The organism is Acidovorax cavernicola (assembly GCF_003581445.1).
The window spans coordinates 1-15,311 of record NZ_QXMN01000018.1 but is presented as its reverse complement, the minus strand read 5'-3'; the positions used below and the strand labels follow the sequence as shown (position 1 = coordinate 15,311).

The following is a 15,311-nucleotide window of genomic DNA, read 5'->3' as shown; positions in this document are numbered from 1 at the left end:
GTGCGTCTGCTGATCGACGTCGACGCGCTGTGCAAGCTGGCGCACTGGGGGCTTCTCGAGGAGATCCCGTCGTTGATGGGTATCCCGCTGCAAGAGTGCACCACGCTCGCCTCGTCGAAGTACCGGGCCATCAAGGCAAAGAGCAAGCTTGACGGACGGGTGTTCCACGCGGTCGAGGCGGCCGACCGTGTGCTCGAAGCTATCGCCTTGATGCAGGCGCCGATCGAGCCTGCGAGTCAAAGCCTGGGAGATTTCGAAAACGTGTTGGGCATCGACGCTGGCGAGGCGGTGCTGCTCGCATCGCTCGTCGCAGCGCCGGATACACGGCTGCTGACCGGAGACAAGCGGGCGCTGCGCGCACTCGCAGCGCTACCGCCTGAAGCACGTGAACCGTTTCATGGCCGAGTGATCTGCGTGGAACGAATCATCGAAGCAGGGCTGAACCAATGGGGATTGGACGTGCTTCGATCCAAGGTGTGTCCTTGGAAGAAGATCGACGTTGCCGTGAACATCATCATGGGGAGTCGCTGCGACGCAGGGGAGGCTTCGGTCCGGGAGGCGCTCGCCTCTTACATCGGTGAGCTGACTTCGCTGTGCGATCCCTCGCTGATCTGCGAAAAGCTCTGACTACCGCGTGGTCAGGCGCTCTGCAATCTCGCCAGCGCCGAGATCTCGCACTGCTGCAAGTTTTTCGAGTTGCGCCACCCGCGGACGTGCCTTGCCTTGCTCCCAGTGGTAAATCGTCTGCCCGGACACGCCGACCAGTTGCCCATAGATCGCTGCGGACAGCCCAAGCTTCACGCGATGTGCCGCCAATCTGGCTGCGCTGAATCGGCGTTTCGTGCCTGCTGTCGCTTCATTGTTCGAAGCAACTGCGCTGGTGGGGCGCCTCGAACTCTTCTCAACCCGACGCAGTTCCTTCTCGAGCGCATCCACTTGGCGGCGTAGCTCAGCAATCGAAGACCGATGGGCGGCGGATGCCTTCTTGAGCGTTTCTATCTCAGCGCGCACTTCTTTGCGAGCAACGCGGGAGATTTCGGCTTTGAGTATCGAGGCGATATTTGGCATGGACGCATTGTGCCGCGCAGAACAAAGCGGTCATCCACGTCGCTGCGCTGGCCGGACATTTCAAACGGATCTGCGACGTTCGGTCAAAGCGTGTGAGGAGTTCCATGAGCTGCTTAAGTGGCGGAAGAGTTCACGTCTATGACCAGACCCGGATCGAATGCCTTATTTTCGATCCTGCCGCTCCAGTTCACGTAGCCGCGCGGGTTGCATACGACCCGGCAAGAGCGGACTCGATAGTCGAACGACTGATGCGTGTGGCCGTGGACGAAGAGCACGGGTACCTCAAAGATTGCCTCTGGAAGCTCGTTGACGAAGGCGCCTGAGGCCCAGTCATCGGCGTAGCGCTGCGCAAGTGAACCGCGGTGCGGTGCATGGTGCGTCACCACCACCGTCGGTCCGGAGAACGGCTCCGCGAGCTTCTCGCGCAGCCATGCTCGCTGCACCTGATGAATCCGAAGCGTGTCCGCCGCCTGGAGCTTTCTTCCTTGCTTGTAGCGCCAGGTATCGGGTTCCGCCGACTCGTCGAACGTGCGGATCAGCGCATAGTCGTTCAGCAGATTGGTCGCCATCTTCATTGCGCGTCCGGCATCGCTGACCAGACCTTCAGGCGTCTCGATGGCGAGCGCGAAGTCGGTCCACAGCGTTGCGCCAAGGAAGCGTACGCCATCGATCACCAACTCGTCACCATCGAGCAGATGGACATTGCTGCCTTCGGCTTCGCGGTGCGCCTCGGCCAGTGTCGTGTCCAGGCGACCATCGAAGTACTCGTGATTGCCCAGGAGGTAAATCACGGGCTTGCCGCGAAAGCGATCCGCCGCCCACTGGACGGCACGCTTCGCAGGCGAGTGAATGTCACCGGCGAGGATGACAACATCGAATTCGAGATCAGGTACCGGCTCGAAGGGGGCGAACTCGAGGTGAAGGTCGGAAAGAATCAGCACTTTCATCAAGATGCCCCTTCAAAGCGAGCGCGAAGCTCGGCACTGGCCTTGTCGTCGAAGCCGACGAACGAGCCGCACAGCACCAAGCGGTCCTTGCAGTGGTCGAACTGCCAGTAGGCATCATCGAGCGCAACCCAGGGCTCGTCGACCGCATCGTGAAGCTGGAGCCAGGCGAGGATTTCTCTTTCACGATTCCTGTACGGCGGCTGAAGGCCAAAGCCCGAAGGAGGGATAACGCCAACGATGCGAGTCCGGATGTCGCTGGAGAACGGCTTCAGCAGCGTCTTGTTGAGCAGGTGCTCACGCCAGGACGAACTGATCACGATCTTCACGAACGGGAACTGGCGCAACAACGCCTCCAGGCGCGGCAGGAAGCAGAAGTCGGCGCTGCCGTTGAGGACGTGATCTTCCCCCTCTGGATGCAGCACACCGTCGAAGTCGAGGAACAGGATCACCCCGAATCTCCTGGCCCATATCCACCAGCCCTCATACGACACCGCCGTGTTGAATCGCGTTGAGGATCGACCGCACCTTGTCAGAGCCACCCCCGGCCGCGAACGCCGCCGGCGTTTGACCATCGAGCAGTTCGTGCGGCTTGTTTAACCAGGCTTCGGTTGCTCCGCCGAACACTTGGGTCGCGAGATTCAGTAAGTCTTGTGGCGGGCTTTCCAACCCAGCTGCTTCCTGGGGACTCCGCGGCCACGCCAGGTGCGAGCCCATGTCGACGCCGAAGGCCCGGAACGGCGCCGCGGTGGTCATCAAGCCCTCCCCGACATAGTCGATGCACCGGTGGTGGTGGCCGTGAACCACCAGCTGGACGCCGAGCTTCTCGGCGAGCTCGTCGATCACCTGCCAGCCGTGCGGGTGAGCCGACGGCGCCTCGTGCGTCACCAGGATGTCGGCGGGTCCGCTCCGCAGCAACCGCTGGTACTCATCCGGGAAGATTGAGGACCGGTGCTTGCGGGAGATGCCGTCGCGCCACCGTTCCTCGCGCTTCATGGTGCGGCGCATGGCGTCGCTCGATTGGAACGCCGCCTCTTCGATCGGCCGCCGCGGATCCCAGATCTTGCTGCGGAAGATGCCACCCAGGCCCGCGACCTTGTACCCGGCGATCTCTACGATGCGCCCGTGCAGGTTGCGATCTGAGAGTTCGGATCCAAACAGGTGATCGAAATCACCATTCGAATCAGTGTCGTGATTGCCTGGGATCCATGCGACCTCGGTGATATTCAAGATCGGTCGCAATTCGATGTGCAGGGGCTGGCGCGCCTGGATGTCGCCTAGCAGGATGATCGCCTCAGGCCGGAAGCGCTCGACCGCAGCGATCACGGGCTCGAGGTCGCCATGGGGGTCGCCGAAGAACATCAGCTTTGGCGCTGACTGCTCGTGCTCGGGTCGCGCATGGGGGCCTGACGGGGTGAGAGGTTTCATTTCATGTGCGCCGAAGTGGCGACGAAGCATCGGCCGGCCACAAACCGCAGGAAGTGCGAGCGCAGTTCCTGGAAGCTGTCTTGATCGAATGCAAGCTTGGGATCGGTGAGGACGAGCCGCGCGAAGCCCGCTTCGAAGTTCGAGGGCCAATCGTCAAGTGCGACCCATTCCGCGTCGCTGCGGCCATTCCCATCGAGCCAGGCCTGGATTTCCAACTGGCGCCGGTGGTGGACCACTACATGGGGGTCAATCTGCGGCGTCGCTCCGATGATCCGATGCTGGATGTCAGCACTGAAATAGCGCTGCAACTGCTCGATGCTTTCGGCTCGTCGCCAATCCGACGAGATGACGACATCCACAGACGTGAACTCACGAAGGATCTCCTCCAGGCGCGGCAAATGGCTGAAGAACCTGCTGCTGAACGAGTAGTCCACGCCGACAGGATGAAGAACACCGTCGATATCCAGGAACAGCAAATCGCTGGAATCACCCGTGCGGCCAACGGCATCCTGGATCAGCGTCGCTTCTGCCATGGGTAGACGGCAAGTGCAGGGCCTCATCACCCAATAAACCCCGCCTGGAAGGACTCAAGGAGATGGAGCACATCGGCGGCTCGCCCCTCGGCTACCAGCGACTCGGCGGTCCTGCAATCAAACAGCGCGAGTGGCTCGTTCCTGTACCAGAGGATGGCCGCCTCGAGGTCCCCACCCGAGACCGCAGTCGCGGCAGCCAGCACTTGCTGGATCGTGCGGATAGATGACTGGATGTCACTCATAGCTCGACCACAGCAGCGTATTCAGGGCATCAGGATCGAGAGCTTGGCGTTCCAGGCCTCACCATCGGACCTGGAGAGCACGGCGACGCGGATCGTCGGGCGGTCGAAGTCACTGGTCTCGAAGAGGAAGTGCACGCGCTGAAAGCGAAGCACCGGGTTTCCGGGGTATTCGGTCCACTTGAGTTGCCAAGTGTTGAAGTACTCGAAGTCGACCGTCCGGGCTTTCTTTCCGCAGCTGACGATGCAGGCCTTGCGCGCATCCGGATCGAACAGGATGCAGGTTTCATCCCAATCGCCCAGCATGCGGCGCGGATCGACCGGGAAGAAGGTCGCACCGGATGCCTGGCTTTGCACCCGGAGCAACTGCTCGCGCCCGGTCTGGATAGAACGCGGGGACGCGATCCAGACCCAGTAGAAAAGAACCAAGACGACAGCGAGGGATAGCAGGAGCGGGATTTCCATGCTCAGTTGACCGGCCAGATCTGATGCCGAATGCTGAACGAAGTGCCCATGTAGTAGTGTGTGAACTGCGCTCCGCTCTCATCTTCGAGGACCAGATGTTCGACTTGATCGGCGTCGCCGCTGGTTGCCGACCAGATCTTTCGAATGTCCCGAATTTGCCAGCGATCACGATCGCTCTCCATTGGCGCCAGATACTGAAGGTGTCGCAGTGACTGCGGCCCCACGCTCTCGAAGAGATCGAGGAAGTCGCTCTCATAGATCAGCAGAGCTCGCTCCGGGACCTCGAGGTCGTCTTCTTGCACCACCCAGGTCGGGAAGAAGAAGGGGATCGACAAGTTCAACTTGACCGCTCTCCAGCATCTCACACCGGGACCGGCCAGCATGGAAGAGATCCTCACCTCATGCGAATCCATCGTCACAAACATAAAAATGAGCCCTATAGGTTGGTAGTCCTATGTGAAGCTTGGTCGCGGATGCCTTGCTGATCTGATACTCAAACAGTTCATCAAGGCGTACGAACATTACTCACTGCGCCTCGGATAGCTGATTTGCTACTCAAACACATCAAATCGCTATCTTAGCGCTGTCGATAAAAAATGCCAGACAGGCAATTCTTGGTGGATGGGCCAACCTCAACCAAGAACGCAAAGTGCAAGGCAAAGGGTGGCGTTCCATCTACGTGTCATCCGCGCGGAACGCCGCATCTCCCAGGAGCAGCTTGCAGAGGCTGCCGGGCTTCATCGGACGTTTGTAGGGGCAGTCGAGAGGGAGGAGAGGAATATCTCCATCGACAATCTCGAGCGCCTTGCAACTGCACTGGATGTCGACGTTTCGCTGCTCGTTTCGCCGGTGGTTCGGCGCTCCTAGCGACCGACCAGAGTATCAATCTGGCGCTACAGCGCTGCATGCTCCTGGGGCTGGCCTCGGCCGCGCTGTGGTGGAACGACTCGCGTGCCCTGAGCAGGGACTTCCACTGAATTCACCCTTCCGCAGCAGAATGAAATGCGAAGCCTGCTTTGCTGCCGTCGCTGAAAACTGCTTGACTACCTTACTGCGGCAAGCGGCGACGGTTGTGATTCCCGCTGAATCAATGAGACGAGGGGCGTAGCCTCGTGGCAGGTCGTCTCTCAGTCATAGGGCGCTTCGCGGAGAAAGGTCTGTGCGATCACGACGGCACGGCCCTCACCGAGATCGCATGCAGACAATATGGATTAGCTTTCAAACACAGCCAAATCCTTCCACTTCGGGATCTGTTCCGCAATACAGGCGGCGATTGTCGCGCTTCACCGCCTTTTTTCCTGGCCTTAACGGAAAAACTGCAATCAGATCAAGCGGTTAGCAAGTCAAAGCCACCAGATCAAGGCCGCAGTCCAATATCCTTGCCGCCCGAGACGCACACCATGACCTTGTCGCCCTCTTCGATCATGTTGTAGTCGACGATGGCCTGGCCCACCTGGCGGCACAGGCGCTTCTCGAGCTTGTGCGTTTCGCGCTCGATCTTCAGGGAATTGGCGGGGGCGGCGTCGGCGGCGGCGGGCGCCTCGTCGATCCAGACGGCGTTCATGGGCAGGCTGCTTGGGGAGTCGGGGGAAGGGGGTGATTGTCCCCGATCCCCATTTCACCCGCCATCCGCCCCGTTTCAGGCCGGCTGGCCGGCGGGGAAAGCGGTGCGCATCGCTTCCACGAAGCGCCGCAGCTTCGCGGGATAGAAGCGCGCGTACGGGTACGCGAGGTACACCGGCGCGGGCGCCGCCTGCCACTGCGGCGCCAGGTGCAGCAGGCGCCCGGCGGCAAGGTCTTCGGCCAGCATCCAGGCCGAGAGCACGCCGATGCCCACGCCCAGCATGGCCGCGCTGCGCAATGCGTAGTGGCTGTCGGTGGTCATGCGCGGGCGGATCGGCACGCGGTGCGTCTCGCCGGTGGCCTCGTGCGCCAGCACGACCTCGGTGCGGTAGAAATTGCGCGCGGACAGCCAGGGCAGGGCTTCGAGGTCGCGCGCATGCACGGGCAGCGGCGCGTCCTGGAACAGCGAGGGCGCGCCGATCACGATGCGCGGCACCTCGGACAGACGGATCGCGACCAGGGCCGGGTCGGTCACCTCGCCGACGCGGATGGCGCAGTCCACGCCCTCGGCGATGAAGTCGGGCGTGCGGTCCTGCGGGCCGTCGTGCAGCAGCCATTCGACGCTCATCTGGGGGTAGCGGTGCAGGTAGGCGGCCAGCGGGCCGACCAGCAATTGCTGCCCGAAGACATGCGGCGCCACCACGCGCAGCCGCCCCTCGGGCCGGTCTTCGGCGCCGCGCGCCTCGGCCTCGAAGGCGTTCCAGCCCACGATCAGGTCCTTGGCGCGGTCGAAGCAGCGCTCGCCATCCTCGGTGAGCTTCATCGCGTGGGTCGAGCGCTGCAGCAGCCGCACGCCCAGCGCGCGCTCCAGCGCCTGCAGGCGCCGGCTCACGGTGGGCTGCGTCGTGCCCATCTGCGCGGCCGCGGCCGAGAGGCTGCCGGCCTCGACGATGCGCACGAAGGTCTGCATCCACTCGATGCGGTCGGCGGAAGCGGGTGGGGCGGGCCGATTGGTCATGCGTGAAGCGTATATCAGTTGTTCCAGTGAAGGGACTACCTTCAAGGAAAGGCGCCCTGCACACTCCAGCCCTTCCGATTGAATCTACGGGTTAACGCTATGAATTCCATGCCATTGACGCATGAGCGACTGCCGGCCTCGCTGATCCTGATGCTGGCTGCCAGCGCGGGCTTCGGCGTCGCGGCGCTCTACTACAGCCAGCCGATGCTGGGCGTGCTGGGGCCGGACATCGGCGCGTCGGCGCGCGCCGTGGGCTTCGTGCCCACGCTCACGCAGCTTGGCTACGCGCTCGGCATCCTGCTGCTAGCGCCGCTGGGCGACCGCTTCGACCGCCGCCGCATCATCCTCGCGAAGGCCGCCGTGCTGGTGCTGGCGCTGCTGGGGGCCGCGTTCTCGTCCTCCGTCGCGCCGCTGCTGGCGGCCAGCCTCGTGATCGGCCTCACGGCCACGCTCGCGCAGGACGTGGTGCCGGCCGCCGCCACGCTGGCGCCCGAGGCGCACCGGGGCCGCACCGTCGGCACGGTGATGACCGGGCTGCTGCTGGGCATCCTGCTGTCGCGCGTGCTCAGTGGTTTCGTGGCCGAGCATTTCGGCTGGCGCGCGATGTTCGTCGTCGCGGCGGCCAGCATCGCTTTCATCGGCGCGGCCGTGGCACGCGGCCTGCCGCGCCTGCAGCCGACCACGCAACTGGGCTACGGCGCGCTGCTGGGCTCCTTGGCGAAGCTGTGGCAACGCCATGGTGCGCTGCGCCGTGCGACCTTCGCGCAGGCGCTGCTGTCGGTGGGCTTCAGCGCCTTCTGGTCGACGCTGGCCGTGATGCTGCACGGTGCGCCGTTCCATCTCGGCAGCGCGGCGGCCGGTGCCTTCGGGCTGGCCGGTGCGGCGGGCGCGCTGGCCGCACCGCTGGCCGGGCGCCTGGCTGACCGGCGCGGGCCCGAGCGGGTGATCCGCCTGGGTGCGGCGCTGGTGGCCGTGTCGTTCGCGGCGATGCTGTTCGCGCCGTGGATGGCGCCCGCGGCGCGGCTGGGCCTGATCGTGGTCAGTGCCATCGGCTTCGACTTCGGACTGCAGGCCGCGCTGATCGCGCACCAGACGGTGGTCTACGGCATCGATCCGGGTGCGCGCAGCCGGCTCAACGCGGTGTTCTTCACGGGCGTGTTCATCGGCATGGCCACGGGCTCGGCGATCGGCGCGCTGCTGCTGGCGCAATGGGGCTGGCCGGCGGTCGCCGGGCTGGGCGTGGCCTCGGGCCTGGGAGCACTGGCCGTGCGTTTGTGGCCGGCGGCGGTCAGCAGGCCTGCGGCAACTTGCGGCTCGGCGGCCTGAGGCGGCTGCGCCTCACCACTCGCCGGCTTCGATGCGGATCGCGACTTCGCAGTCGTCGAAGATCTCGAGCTTGGCGATCTTCACGCGCACGCCCCGCACGCCGGGCAGCTGCAGCAGGCGCTGGGCGAGCTTGCCGATCATGCTTTCGAGCAGGTTGACGTGCTCGGCGGTGCACTCGTCGATGATGATGCGGCGCACCTTGCGGTAGTCGAGCACGTGGAAGATGTCGTCGTCCTGCGGCAGCAGCGGCTGCGGGCCGAGGTTGAGTTCCGCGTCGACCAGGATCGGCTGCGGCGCGGTCTTTTCCTGATCGAGGATGCCCAGGTTGGCGTCGAAGCGCAGGCCCTGGAGGGTGAGTGTCTGGTGGCCGTGCGTGTTGTTGGACATGGTGGTGGTGCTCACATGAGCGAGAAATCGCGCTCGAATTTCATGAGATGCTGGCCGCCGTCGACGAGCAGCGTGGTGCCGGTGATCGAACGGTTCTCCAGCGCGAACTTCACGGTGGCGGCCACGTCGTCCGGCGTGGACGAGCGGCCCAGCGGCGACAGCTTGTGCAGCTGCGCGAACTTGTCGTCGTCGAGCATATGGCTGGCCAGCGTGAGGCCCGGCGCCACGCCCACCACGCGCACGCGCGGCGCGAGCGCCAGCGCCAGCATCGGCGTCGCGGCTTCGAGGGCCGCCTTGGAGAGCGTGTAGCTCAGGAAGTCGGGGTTCGGGTTCCACAGCTTCTGGTCGAGCAGGTGCACCACGGCGCCCTGCGCATCGCGCCGCGCCAGGTGGTCGTGCAGCGCCTGCGCCAGCAGGATGGCCGCGCCCGTGTTGCTGCGCGCGTGGCGTTCCATGAGCGCGTAGCTGAAGCTGGCGGCGTCGTCGTGTTCGAAGAGGGCAGCGCTGTGCACCACCGCATCGACCGCGCGAAAGCGCGCCGCCACGCGCGGCAGCAGCGCGCGGGTGGCCTGCTCGTCGGCAAGGTCGGCCTCGAACAGGGCCGAGTCGCCCGAGCGCGCGGCGCAGTCGGCCACGGTCTGCTCGGCCTCGGCGCGCGAGCTGCGGTAGTGCACCGCGACCTGCCAGCCGCCTGCCGCGAGCGCCAGCGCGATGTCGCGGCCCAGCCGGCGGCCCGCGCCCGTGACGAGGACGGTGCGGCGGCGATCGGAGGAGGGTGGAGTGGCGCTCATGCGAAGGAAGAAAGCGGGGAGAGACAGGGGGAAGAGGACAATGGCGCCGTGACGACCCCAATGACGAACAGTTTACCCATCGCCCTCGACCATCTGATTGCCCGCTCCGTCGAGCGCGCGGGCGGGTGGATCGGCTTCGACCGCTTCATGGCCCTGGCCCTGTATGCGCCGGGCCTCGGCTACTACGCCAACACCTCGGCCAAGTTCGGCCACATGCCGTCTTCCGGCAGCGACTTCGTGACCGCGCCCGAGCTGACGCCGATGTTCGGCCACACGCTCGCGGTGCAGGTGCTGGAGGCGCTGGAGAAGACCGGCACCGACACCGTCTGGGAGTTCGGCGCCGGCTCGGGCGCGCTCGCGGTGCAGCTGCTGCATGCGCTGGGCGAGATGGGCCGCAGCGACGTGCGCTACCGCATCGTCGACCTGTCGGGCACCTTGCGCGAGCGGCAGCAGCAGGCGCTCGCGGGGTATGCGGGGCGCGTCGAATGGTTGGGCGAGCTGCCCGAGGCGATGCAGGGCGTGGTGGTGGGCAACGAAGTGCTCGACGCGATGCCGGTGCAGTTGCTGGCGCGCGTGAAGGGGCAGTGGTTCGAGCGCGGGGTGGTGCGCAATCCGGCGGGTGACGGCTGGACCTGGGCGGACCGGCCGACCGAGCTGCGGCCGCCGGTCGAGGTGCCGGGGGCGCACGACTACCTGACCGAGGTGCATCCGCAGGCGCAGGCCTTCATCGCGACGCTGGCGGACCGGCTTCAGAAGGGGGCGGCTTTTCTCATCGACTACGGATTTCCCGAAGGCGAGTACTACCACCCGCAACGGCACATGGGGACGGTGATGTGCCATCGGGGGCACCAGGCGGATGGCGATCCGCTGTCGGAGGTCGGGTACAAGGACATCACGGCGCATGTCGACTTCACCGGGATTGCCGTGGCGGGGCAGGAGGCGGGGCTTTCTGTGCTTGGCTATACGAGCCAGGCTCGGTTTCTTCTGAACTGCGGGATCCTGGGGCGGATGGAACTTGGGTCTGTGGCGCAGCGGGGGATGGCGGCTCGGTTGATTCATGAGCATGAGATGGGGGAGTTGTTCAAGGTGGTGGGGTTTGCTGTTGGTGAACCTTGGGACGCTGTCGGGTTTGCTGAGGGGGATCGGAGTCACACCCTCTGAGGGGTTGTTTCCCGGGGCCGGGTCTCGCCCCGGCGGGCGACTTACTTTCTTTTGCTTCGCCAAAAGAAAGTAAGCAAAGAAAAGGCGACCCCACTGTCTGCGACCCCTTCGCTGCGCTCCGGGGCAACCTGCGGTGCTCGCGTTTCGCGGGGTCTCGCAGAACTCGCTCCACTGCGTTGCGCTCAAACAGCTGCGAGCCCTGATCCGCGAAACGCTGCGCTCCTCGGCGCAGCCAGAGGGGAGGGGGCGGGGACGGCCCATCGCTGCGCTCGGGCCGGAGCGGGCCGTCGCTTTGCTCGGCCCTTGATTGTTCTGGGGCTTTTCCTCCTCCTTCGGGAGGAGAGCGCCAGGCCGAGCGAAGCGAAGGCCCGTGCGGCGTTGGAAGCCGAGCGAAGCGATGGCGAGTCCGGTTCCCCCATCCCTTCTGTATGCGCCGAGGAGCGCAGCGTTTCGCGGATCAGGGCTCGCCCTTGTTTGAGCGAAGCGAGTTTGGGCGAGACCCCGCGAAACGTGAGCACCGCAGGTTGCCCGCAGCGAAGCGGAGGGACGCAGACAGCAGGGTCGCCTTTCTTTTGCCTACGTTTCTTTGGCGAAGCAAAGAAAAGTAGGTCGGCCGCCGGGCCGAGACCCGGCCAGCAGCCTCAAGAAAACACAGCAACCTCAACAACCCACCGCAGCGCCAAGAACACTCCAGTCATAAGCAAGCAACAAAGACTTCGTTGGGGAACGAAGAGCTCGCTCCTACATTCGCGGCATGACTGCCGTTCTTTCCCGCGCAACCACGATTGCAGATGCCCCGGCGCAGCACTTCGAGGTGCGGCCTTTCGATGCCCCGGTCGGCGCCGAGATCGTCGGGCTCGACATCGCCGAGCCGATCAATGCCGCCGACTTCGAACGCATCCACCGCGCGCACCTCGACCACCACGTGCTTGTCTTTCGCGACCAGCGCATCACGCCCGCGCAGCACATCGAGTTCAGCCGCCGCTTCGGGCCGCTCGAGATCCATGTGCTGCACCAGTTCCAGCTGAAGGACCATCCCGAGATCCTGATCGTCTCGAACATCAAGGAGAACGGCGAGCCGATCGGTCTGGGCGATGCGGGGGTGTACTGGCACTCCGACATTTCGTACAAGCCCAAGCCCAGCCTGGGTTCGCTGCTGCACGCGCAAGAGCTGCCGAGCGAAGGCGGCGACACGCTGTTCGCGGACCAGCATCTGGCGTGGGAAGCGCTGAGCCCTGAACTGCAGCAACGCCTCCTTCCGCTGAAGGCGGAGCACAGCTACCTTGCGAAGTACGAGGAGCTGCGCGCGAAGAACCCATGGCGTCCGAAGCTCTCGCAGGCGCAGATCGACAAGGTCGCGCCCGCGGTGCAGCCGGTGGTGCGCACGCACCCGGAGACGGGGCGCAAGGCGCTGTTCGTCAGCGAGCATTTCACGACGCGCATCGTCGGGCTGCCGCAGGACGAGAGCGATGCGCTGCTGGCCGAGCTGTTCGGGCACAGCGTGAAGCCCGAGTTCGTGTACCGCCACGCGTGGGCGCCGCACGACCTCGTGTTCTGGGACAACCGCTCGCTGATGCACCTGGCGGCCGGTACGCCCGACCACCTGCGCCGCCGCTTGAATCGCACCACGGTCGTGGGCGACACGCCGTTCTGATTTCCTTCTCTCTTCCTTCTTTCTTCGGACGTTTTCAATGAATCGCTTCACACGCAGGGCCGCCGCGCTCGTCACGGGCCTCGGCCTTCTCGCCGGCAGCCTGGCCGCGCATGCCGAAGGGCAGATCCGCATCGCCGAGCAGTTCGGCATCGTCTACCTGCTGCTCAACGTGGCGCAGGAGCAGAAGCTGATCGAGAAGCACGCGAAGGCGGCGGGTGTCGATGCGAAGGTGGAGTGGGTCAAGCTCTCGGGCGGCTCGGCGGTGAACGACGCGCTGCTGTCGGGGAACATCGAGATCGCGGGTGCCGGCGTGGGACCGTTGCTCACGCTGTGGGACCGCACCAAGGGCCGGCAGAATGTGAAGGGCGTGGCTTCGCTGGGCAACTTCCCGTACTACCTGGTGAGCAACAACCCGAACGTGAAGTCGATCGCCGACTTCACGGACAAGGACCGCATCGCGCTGCCGGCGGTGGGCGTTTCGGTGCAGTCGCGGGTGCTGCAGATCGCGTCGGCCAAGCTGTGGGGCGACAAGGAGTTCAACCGGCTCGACAAGATCAGCGTGGCGCTGCCGCACCCCGATGCGGCCGCGGCCATCATCAAGGGCGGCACCGAGATCACGGGGCACTTCGGCAATCCGCCGTTCCAGGAGCAGGAACTCGCTGGCAACCCGAACGCGCGCATCGTGCTCAATTCGTACCAGGTGCTGGGCGGGCCGTCGTCGGCCACGGTGCTGTACGCCACCGAGAAGTTCCGAAACGAGAACCCGAAGACCTACAAGGCATTCGTCGATGCGCTCGACGAGGCGGCGAAGTTCGTCACGGCCAACCCCGAAAAGGCGGCCGACATCTACCTGAAGGTGAGCAACGCGAAGCTCGACCGCGAACTGCTCCTGAAGATCATCAGGAATCCGGAGGTGCAGTTCAAGACCGCGCCGCAGAACACCTACGTGTTCGCGGAGTTCATGCACCGCGTGGGCGCCATCAAGAACAAGCCGGCGTCGGTGAAGGACTATTTCTTCGACGACCCGCACACGGCTTCGGGGAACTGATGACCACGGCGAAGGCGCGATCGGCGTTTGACGGCTTCCCCCTCTGGGGAGACGTCGGGGCAGGGACGGGCATCGCCGTGGCGAAGCAGGCGCTGCTGGCCCCCACCCCGGCCCTCCCCCGGGAGGGGAGGGAGCAAGACCATCGTCAGGACCTTGCGCCGCTGCTTCAGGTCGACAACGTCAGCCTCGAGTACCGCACGCCCGAGCGCGTCGTGCGCGCCACGCACCGCGTGAGCTTCGACGTGCACGGAGCCGATCGCTTCGTGCTGCTCGGCCCCTCGGGCTGCGGCAAGTCGACGTTGCTGAAGGCCGTGGCCGGCTTCATTCCGCCGGTCGAAGGCGAGATCCGTCTCGATGGCCGGCGTGCGACGCAGCCGGGCCCCGACCGCATCGTCGTGTTCCAGGAGTTCGACCAGCTGCCGCCGTGGAAGACGGTGAAGCAGAACGTGATGTTCCCGCTGCTCGCCTCGCGCACGCTGGGCCGCAAGGAAGCAGCGGAGCGCGCGCTGCACTACCTGGACAAGGTGGGCCTGTCGAAGTTCGCCGACGTGCATCCGCATCAGCTCTCGGGCGGCATGAAGCAGCGCGTGGCGATCGCCCGCGCGCTGGCGATGCAGCCGCGCGTGCTGCTGATGGACGAGCCCTTTGCTGCACTCGACGCGCTCACGCGCCGCCGCATGCAGCAGGAGCTGCTCGAACTGTGGGACGAGGTGCGCTTCACGCTGTTGTTCGTCACCCATTCGATCGAAGAGGCGCTGGTGGTGGGCAACCGCGTGGCGCTGCTGTCGCCGCATCCGGGGCGCATGCGCGCCGAACTCAACAGCCACGGCTACTCGCTCGACAGCCTTGGTGGCTCGGATTTCCAGGCCACGGCGCGGCGCGTTCACGACATGCTGTTCGAAGAAGAGCAACCGGCGGAAGGTGCTGCTGCATGAGCGCCGTCATCCCACCCATCCGCCCCGAATACGAGCGCACCCTCGAGCCCTTCACCGCGCTGCCGGTCGAGCGCGCACTGCCGCTGGGCGCGCGCATTGCCTCGCACACCTGGCTGCGCAAGGGCCTGATCCTGGCCGTCATCGCCGTGCTCTGGGAGCTGTCGGCGCGTTGGCAGGACAACGACCTGCTGCTGCCCACCTTCACCGCCACTGCGCGTGCATTGATCGAAGGGCTGGCCAGCGGCGAACTGGTCGAGAAGGTGCGCATCTCGTTGGCTGTGCTGCTGCAGGGCTACCTCGCGGGCGTGCTGCTGGCCTTCGGGCTCACCACGCTGGCCGTGTCCACACGCATCGGGCGCGACCTGCTGGACACGCTGACCTCGATGTTCAACCCGCTGCCCGCGATCGCGCTGCTGCCGCTGGCACTGCTGTGGTTCGGCCTGGGGCGCGGCAGCCTGGTGTTCGTGCTGATCCACTCGGTGCTGTGGCCGCTGGCGCTCAACACCTATGCGGGCTTCCAGGGCGTGCCCGAGACGCTGCGCATGGCGGGGCGCAACTACGGGCTGAAGGGGCTGCGCTACGTGCTGCAGATCCTGGTGCCGGCCGCGCTGCCGTCGATCCTGTCGGGACTGAAGATCGGCTGGGCCTTCGCCTGGCGCACGCTGATCGCAGCCGAACTGGTGTTCGGCGCCTCGTCGGGCAAGGGCGGGCTGGGCTGGTACATCTTCCAGAACCGCAACGAGCTGTACAC

18 protein-coding genes and 1 pseudogene are annotated in these 15,311 nt (G+C 65.2%); 8 read left to right on the top strand and 11 right to left on the bottom strand.

Translation table 11 applies throughout. The annotated features are described in order from the left end of the window. Complete coding sequence (locus D3H34_RS15560) at positions 1 to 627, top strand: hypothetical protein (RefSeq protein ID WP_119554471.1); 627 nt, start codon at positions 1 to 3, stop codon at positions 625 to 627. Here the strand turns inward: D3H34_RS15560 and D3H34_RS15555 are convergent, their stop codons facing one another. The 7 genes from D3H34_RS15555 to D3H34_RS15520 form a co-directional block, all read right to left on the bottom strand. Continuing rightward, positions 628 to 1,068, bottom strand: coding sequence for a helix-turn-helix domain-containing protein (locus tag D3H34_RS15555; RefSeq protein WP_119554469.1), 441 nt, complete (start codon positions 1,066 to 1,068; stop codon positions 628 to 630). 113 nt (positions 1,069 to 1,181) lie between these two features. After that, positions 1,182 to 2,015: a metallophosphoesterase gene (locus D3H34_RS15550; RefSeq protein ID WP_119554468.1), complete on the bottom strand. Its 834-nt coding sequence runs from the start codon at positions 2,013 to 2,015 to the stop codon at positions 1,182 to 1,184. Beyond that, complete coding sequence (locus D3H34_RS15545; RefSeq protein WP_119554466.1) at positions 2,015 to 2,464, bottom strand: HAD domain-containing protein; 450 nt, start codon at positions 2,462 to 2,464, stop codon at positions 2,015 to 2,017. The genes D3H34_RS15550 and D3H34_RS15545 overlap by 1 nt, the downstream gene beginning before the upstream one ends. Before the next feature lie 31 nt (positions 2,465 to 2,495). Further along, complete coding sequence (locus D3H34_RS15540) at positions 2,496 to 3,440, bottom strand: metallophosphoesterase (protein ID WP_119554464.1); 945 nt, start codon at positions 3,438 to 3,440, stop codon at positions 2,496 to 2,498. Further along, the gene (locus tag D3H34_RS15535) at positions 3,437 to 3,973 is read right to left on the bottom strand and encodes an HAD domain-containing protein (RefSeq protein ID WP_119554463.1); all 537 of its coding nucleotides are present in this window, start codon (positions 3,971 to 3,973) and stop codon (positions 3,437 to 3,439) included. Before D3H34_RS15535 ends, D3H34_RS15540 begins: the two co-directional genes overlap by 4 nt. A 263-nt stretch (positions 3,974 to 4,236) precedes the next feature. After that, positions 4,237 to 4,677: a hypothetical protein gene (locus D3H34_RS15525; protein WP_119554459.1), complete on the bottom strand. Its 441-nt coding sequence runs from the start codon at positions 4,675 to 4,677 to the stop codon at positions 4,237 to 4,239. Between the two features lie 2 nt (positions 4,678 to 4,679). Continuing rightward, positions 4,680 to 5,060 carry a hypothetical protein gene (locus tag D3H34_RS15520; protein WP_147400445.1) on the bottom strand — a complete coding sequence of 127 codons (381 nt, stop codon included), beginning with the start codon at positions 5,058 to 5,060 and terminating at the stop codon, positions 4,680 to 4,682. Between the two features lie 238 nt (positions 5,061 to 5,298). Between D3H34_RS15520 and D3H34_RS15515 the strand changes: the two genes are divergently transcribed. Then, the gene (locus tag D3H34_RS15515) at positions 5,299 to 5,544 is read left to right on the top strand and encodes a helix-turn-helix domain-containing protein (RefSeq protein ID WP_119554455.1); all 246 of its coding nucleotides are present in this window, start codon (positions 5,299 to 5,301) and stop codon (positions 5,542 to 5,544) included. A gap of 508 nt (positions 5,545 to 6,052) precedes the next feature. Here D3H34_RS15515 and D3H34_RS15510 read toward each other — a convergent pair. Both D3H34_RS15510 and D3H34_RS15505 read right to left on the bottom strand, forming a co-directional pair. After that, positions 6,053 to 6,241 (bottom strand): annotated as a pseudogene (locus D3H34_RS15510) (tRNA 2-thiocytidine(32) synthetase TtcA); the annotation flags it as partial. Between the two features lie 75 nt (positions 6,242 to 6,316). Then, positions 6,317 to 7,258 carry a LysR family transcriptional regulator gene (locus D3H34_RS15505; protein ID WP_119554453.1) on the bottom strand — a complete coding sequence of 314 codons (942 nt, stop codon included), beginning with the start codon at positions 7,256 to 7,258 and terminating at the stop codon, positions 6,317 to 6,319. A 108-nt stretch (positions 7,259 to 7,366) separates the two neighbouring features. On the opposite strand from D3H34_RS15505, the gene D3H34_RS15500 reads away from it, so the two are divergent. After that, entirely contained in the window at positions 7,367 to 8,584 is a 1,218-nt protein-coding gene (locus D3H34_RS15500; RefSeq protein ID WP_434057693.1) for an MFS transporter, read from the top strand. Between the two features lie 12 nt (positions 8,585 to 8,596). Here D3H34_RS15500 and D3H34_RS15495 read toward each other — a convergent pair whose 3' ends face one another. Then, a complete protein-coding gene (locus tag D3H34_RS15495; protein WP_119554651.1) occupies positions 8,597 to 8,971 on the bottom strand; it encodes a dihydroneopterin aldolase in 375 nt (124 codons plus the stop codon). A gap of 11 nt (positions 8,972 to 8,982) precedes the next feature. Beyond that, on the bottom strand, positions 8,983 to 9,762 hold the full coding sequence (locus D3H34_RS15490; RefSeq protein ID WP_119554449.1) for an SDR family oxidoreductase: 780 nt from the start codon (positions 9,760 to 9,762) through the stop codon (positions 8,983 to 8,985). A 60-nt stretch (positions 9,763 to 9,822) separates the two neighbouring features. Here D3H34_RS15490 and D3H34_RS15485 point away from each other — a divergent pair, with 60 nt between their 5' ends. The 5 genes from D3H34_RS15485 to D3H34_RS15460 all read left to right on the top strand — a co-directional run. Further along, a complete protein-coding gene (locus D3H34_RS15485) occupies positions 9,823 to 10,923 on the top strand; it encodes a class I SAM-dependent methyltransferase (RefSeq protein WP_205736733.1) in 1,101 nt (366 codons plus the stop codon). A 754-nt stretch (positions 10,924 to 11,677) separates the two neighbouring features. After that, positions 11,678 to 12,577 (top strand): TauD/TfdA dioxygenase family protein, encoded by a 900-nt coding sequence (locus tag D3H34_RS15475; RefSeq protein WP_119554445.1) that lies wholly within the window; start codon positions 11,678 to 11,680, stop codon positions 12,575 to 12,577. Positions 12,578 to 12,614: 37 nt separating this feature from the next. Next, the gene (locus tag D3H34_RS15470; protein ID WP_119554443.1) at positions 12,615 to 13,625 is read left to right on the top strand and encodes an ABC transporter substrate-binding protein; all 1,011 of its coding nucleotides are present in this window, start codon (positions 12,615 to 12,617) and stop codon (positions 13,623 to 13,625) included. Beyond that, complete coding sequence (locus D3H34_RS15465) at positions 13,625 to 14,560, top strand: ABC transporter ATP-binding protein (RefSeq protein WP_434057692.1); 936 nt, start codon at positions 13,625 to 13,627, stop codon at positions 14,558 to 14,560. Before D3H34_RS15470 ends, D3H34_RS15465 begins: the two co-directional genes overlap by 1 nt. Continuing rightward, a partial coding sequence (locus tag D3H34_RS15460; RefSeq protein WP_119554441.1) for an ABC transporter permease occupies positions 14,557 to 15,311 on the top strand: 755 nt, incomplete at its 3' end. The genes D3H34_RS15465 and D3H34_RS15460, both read left to right, overlap by 4 nt.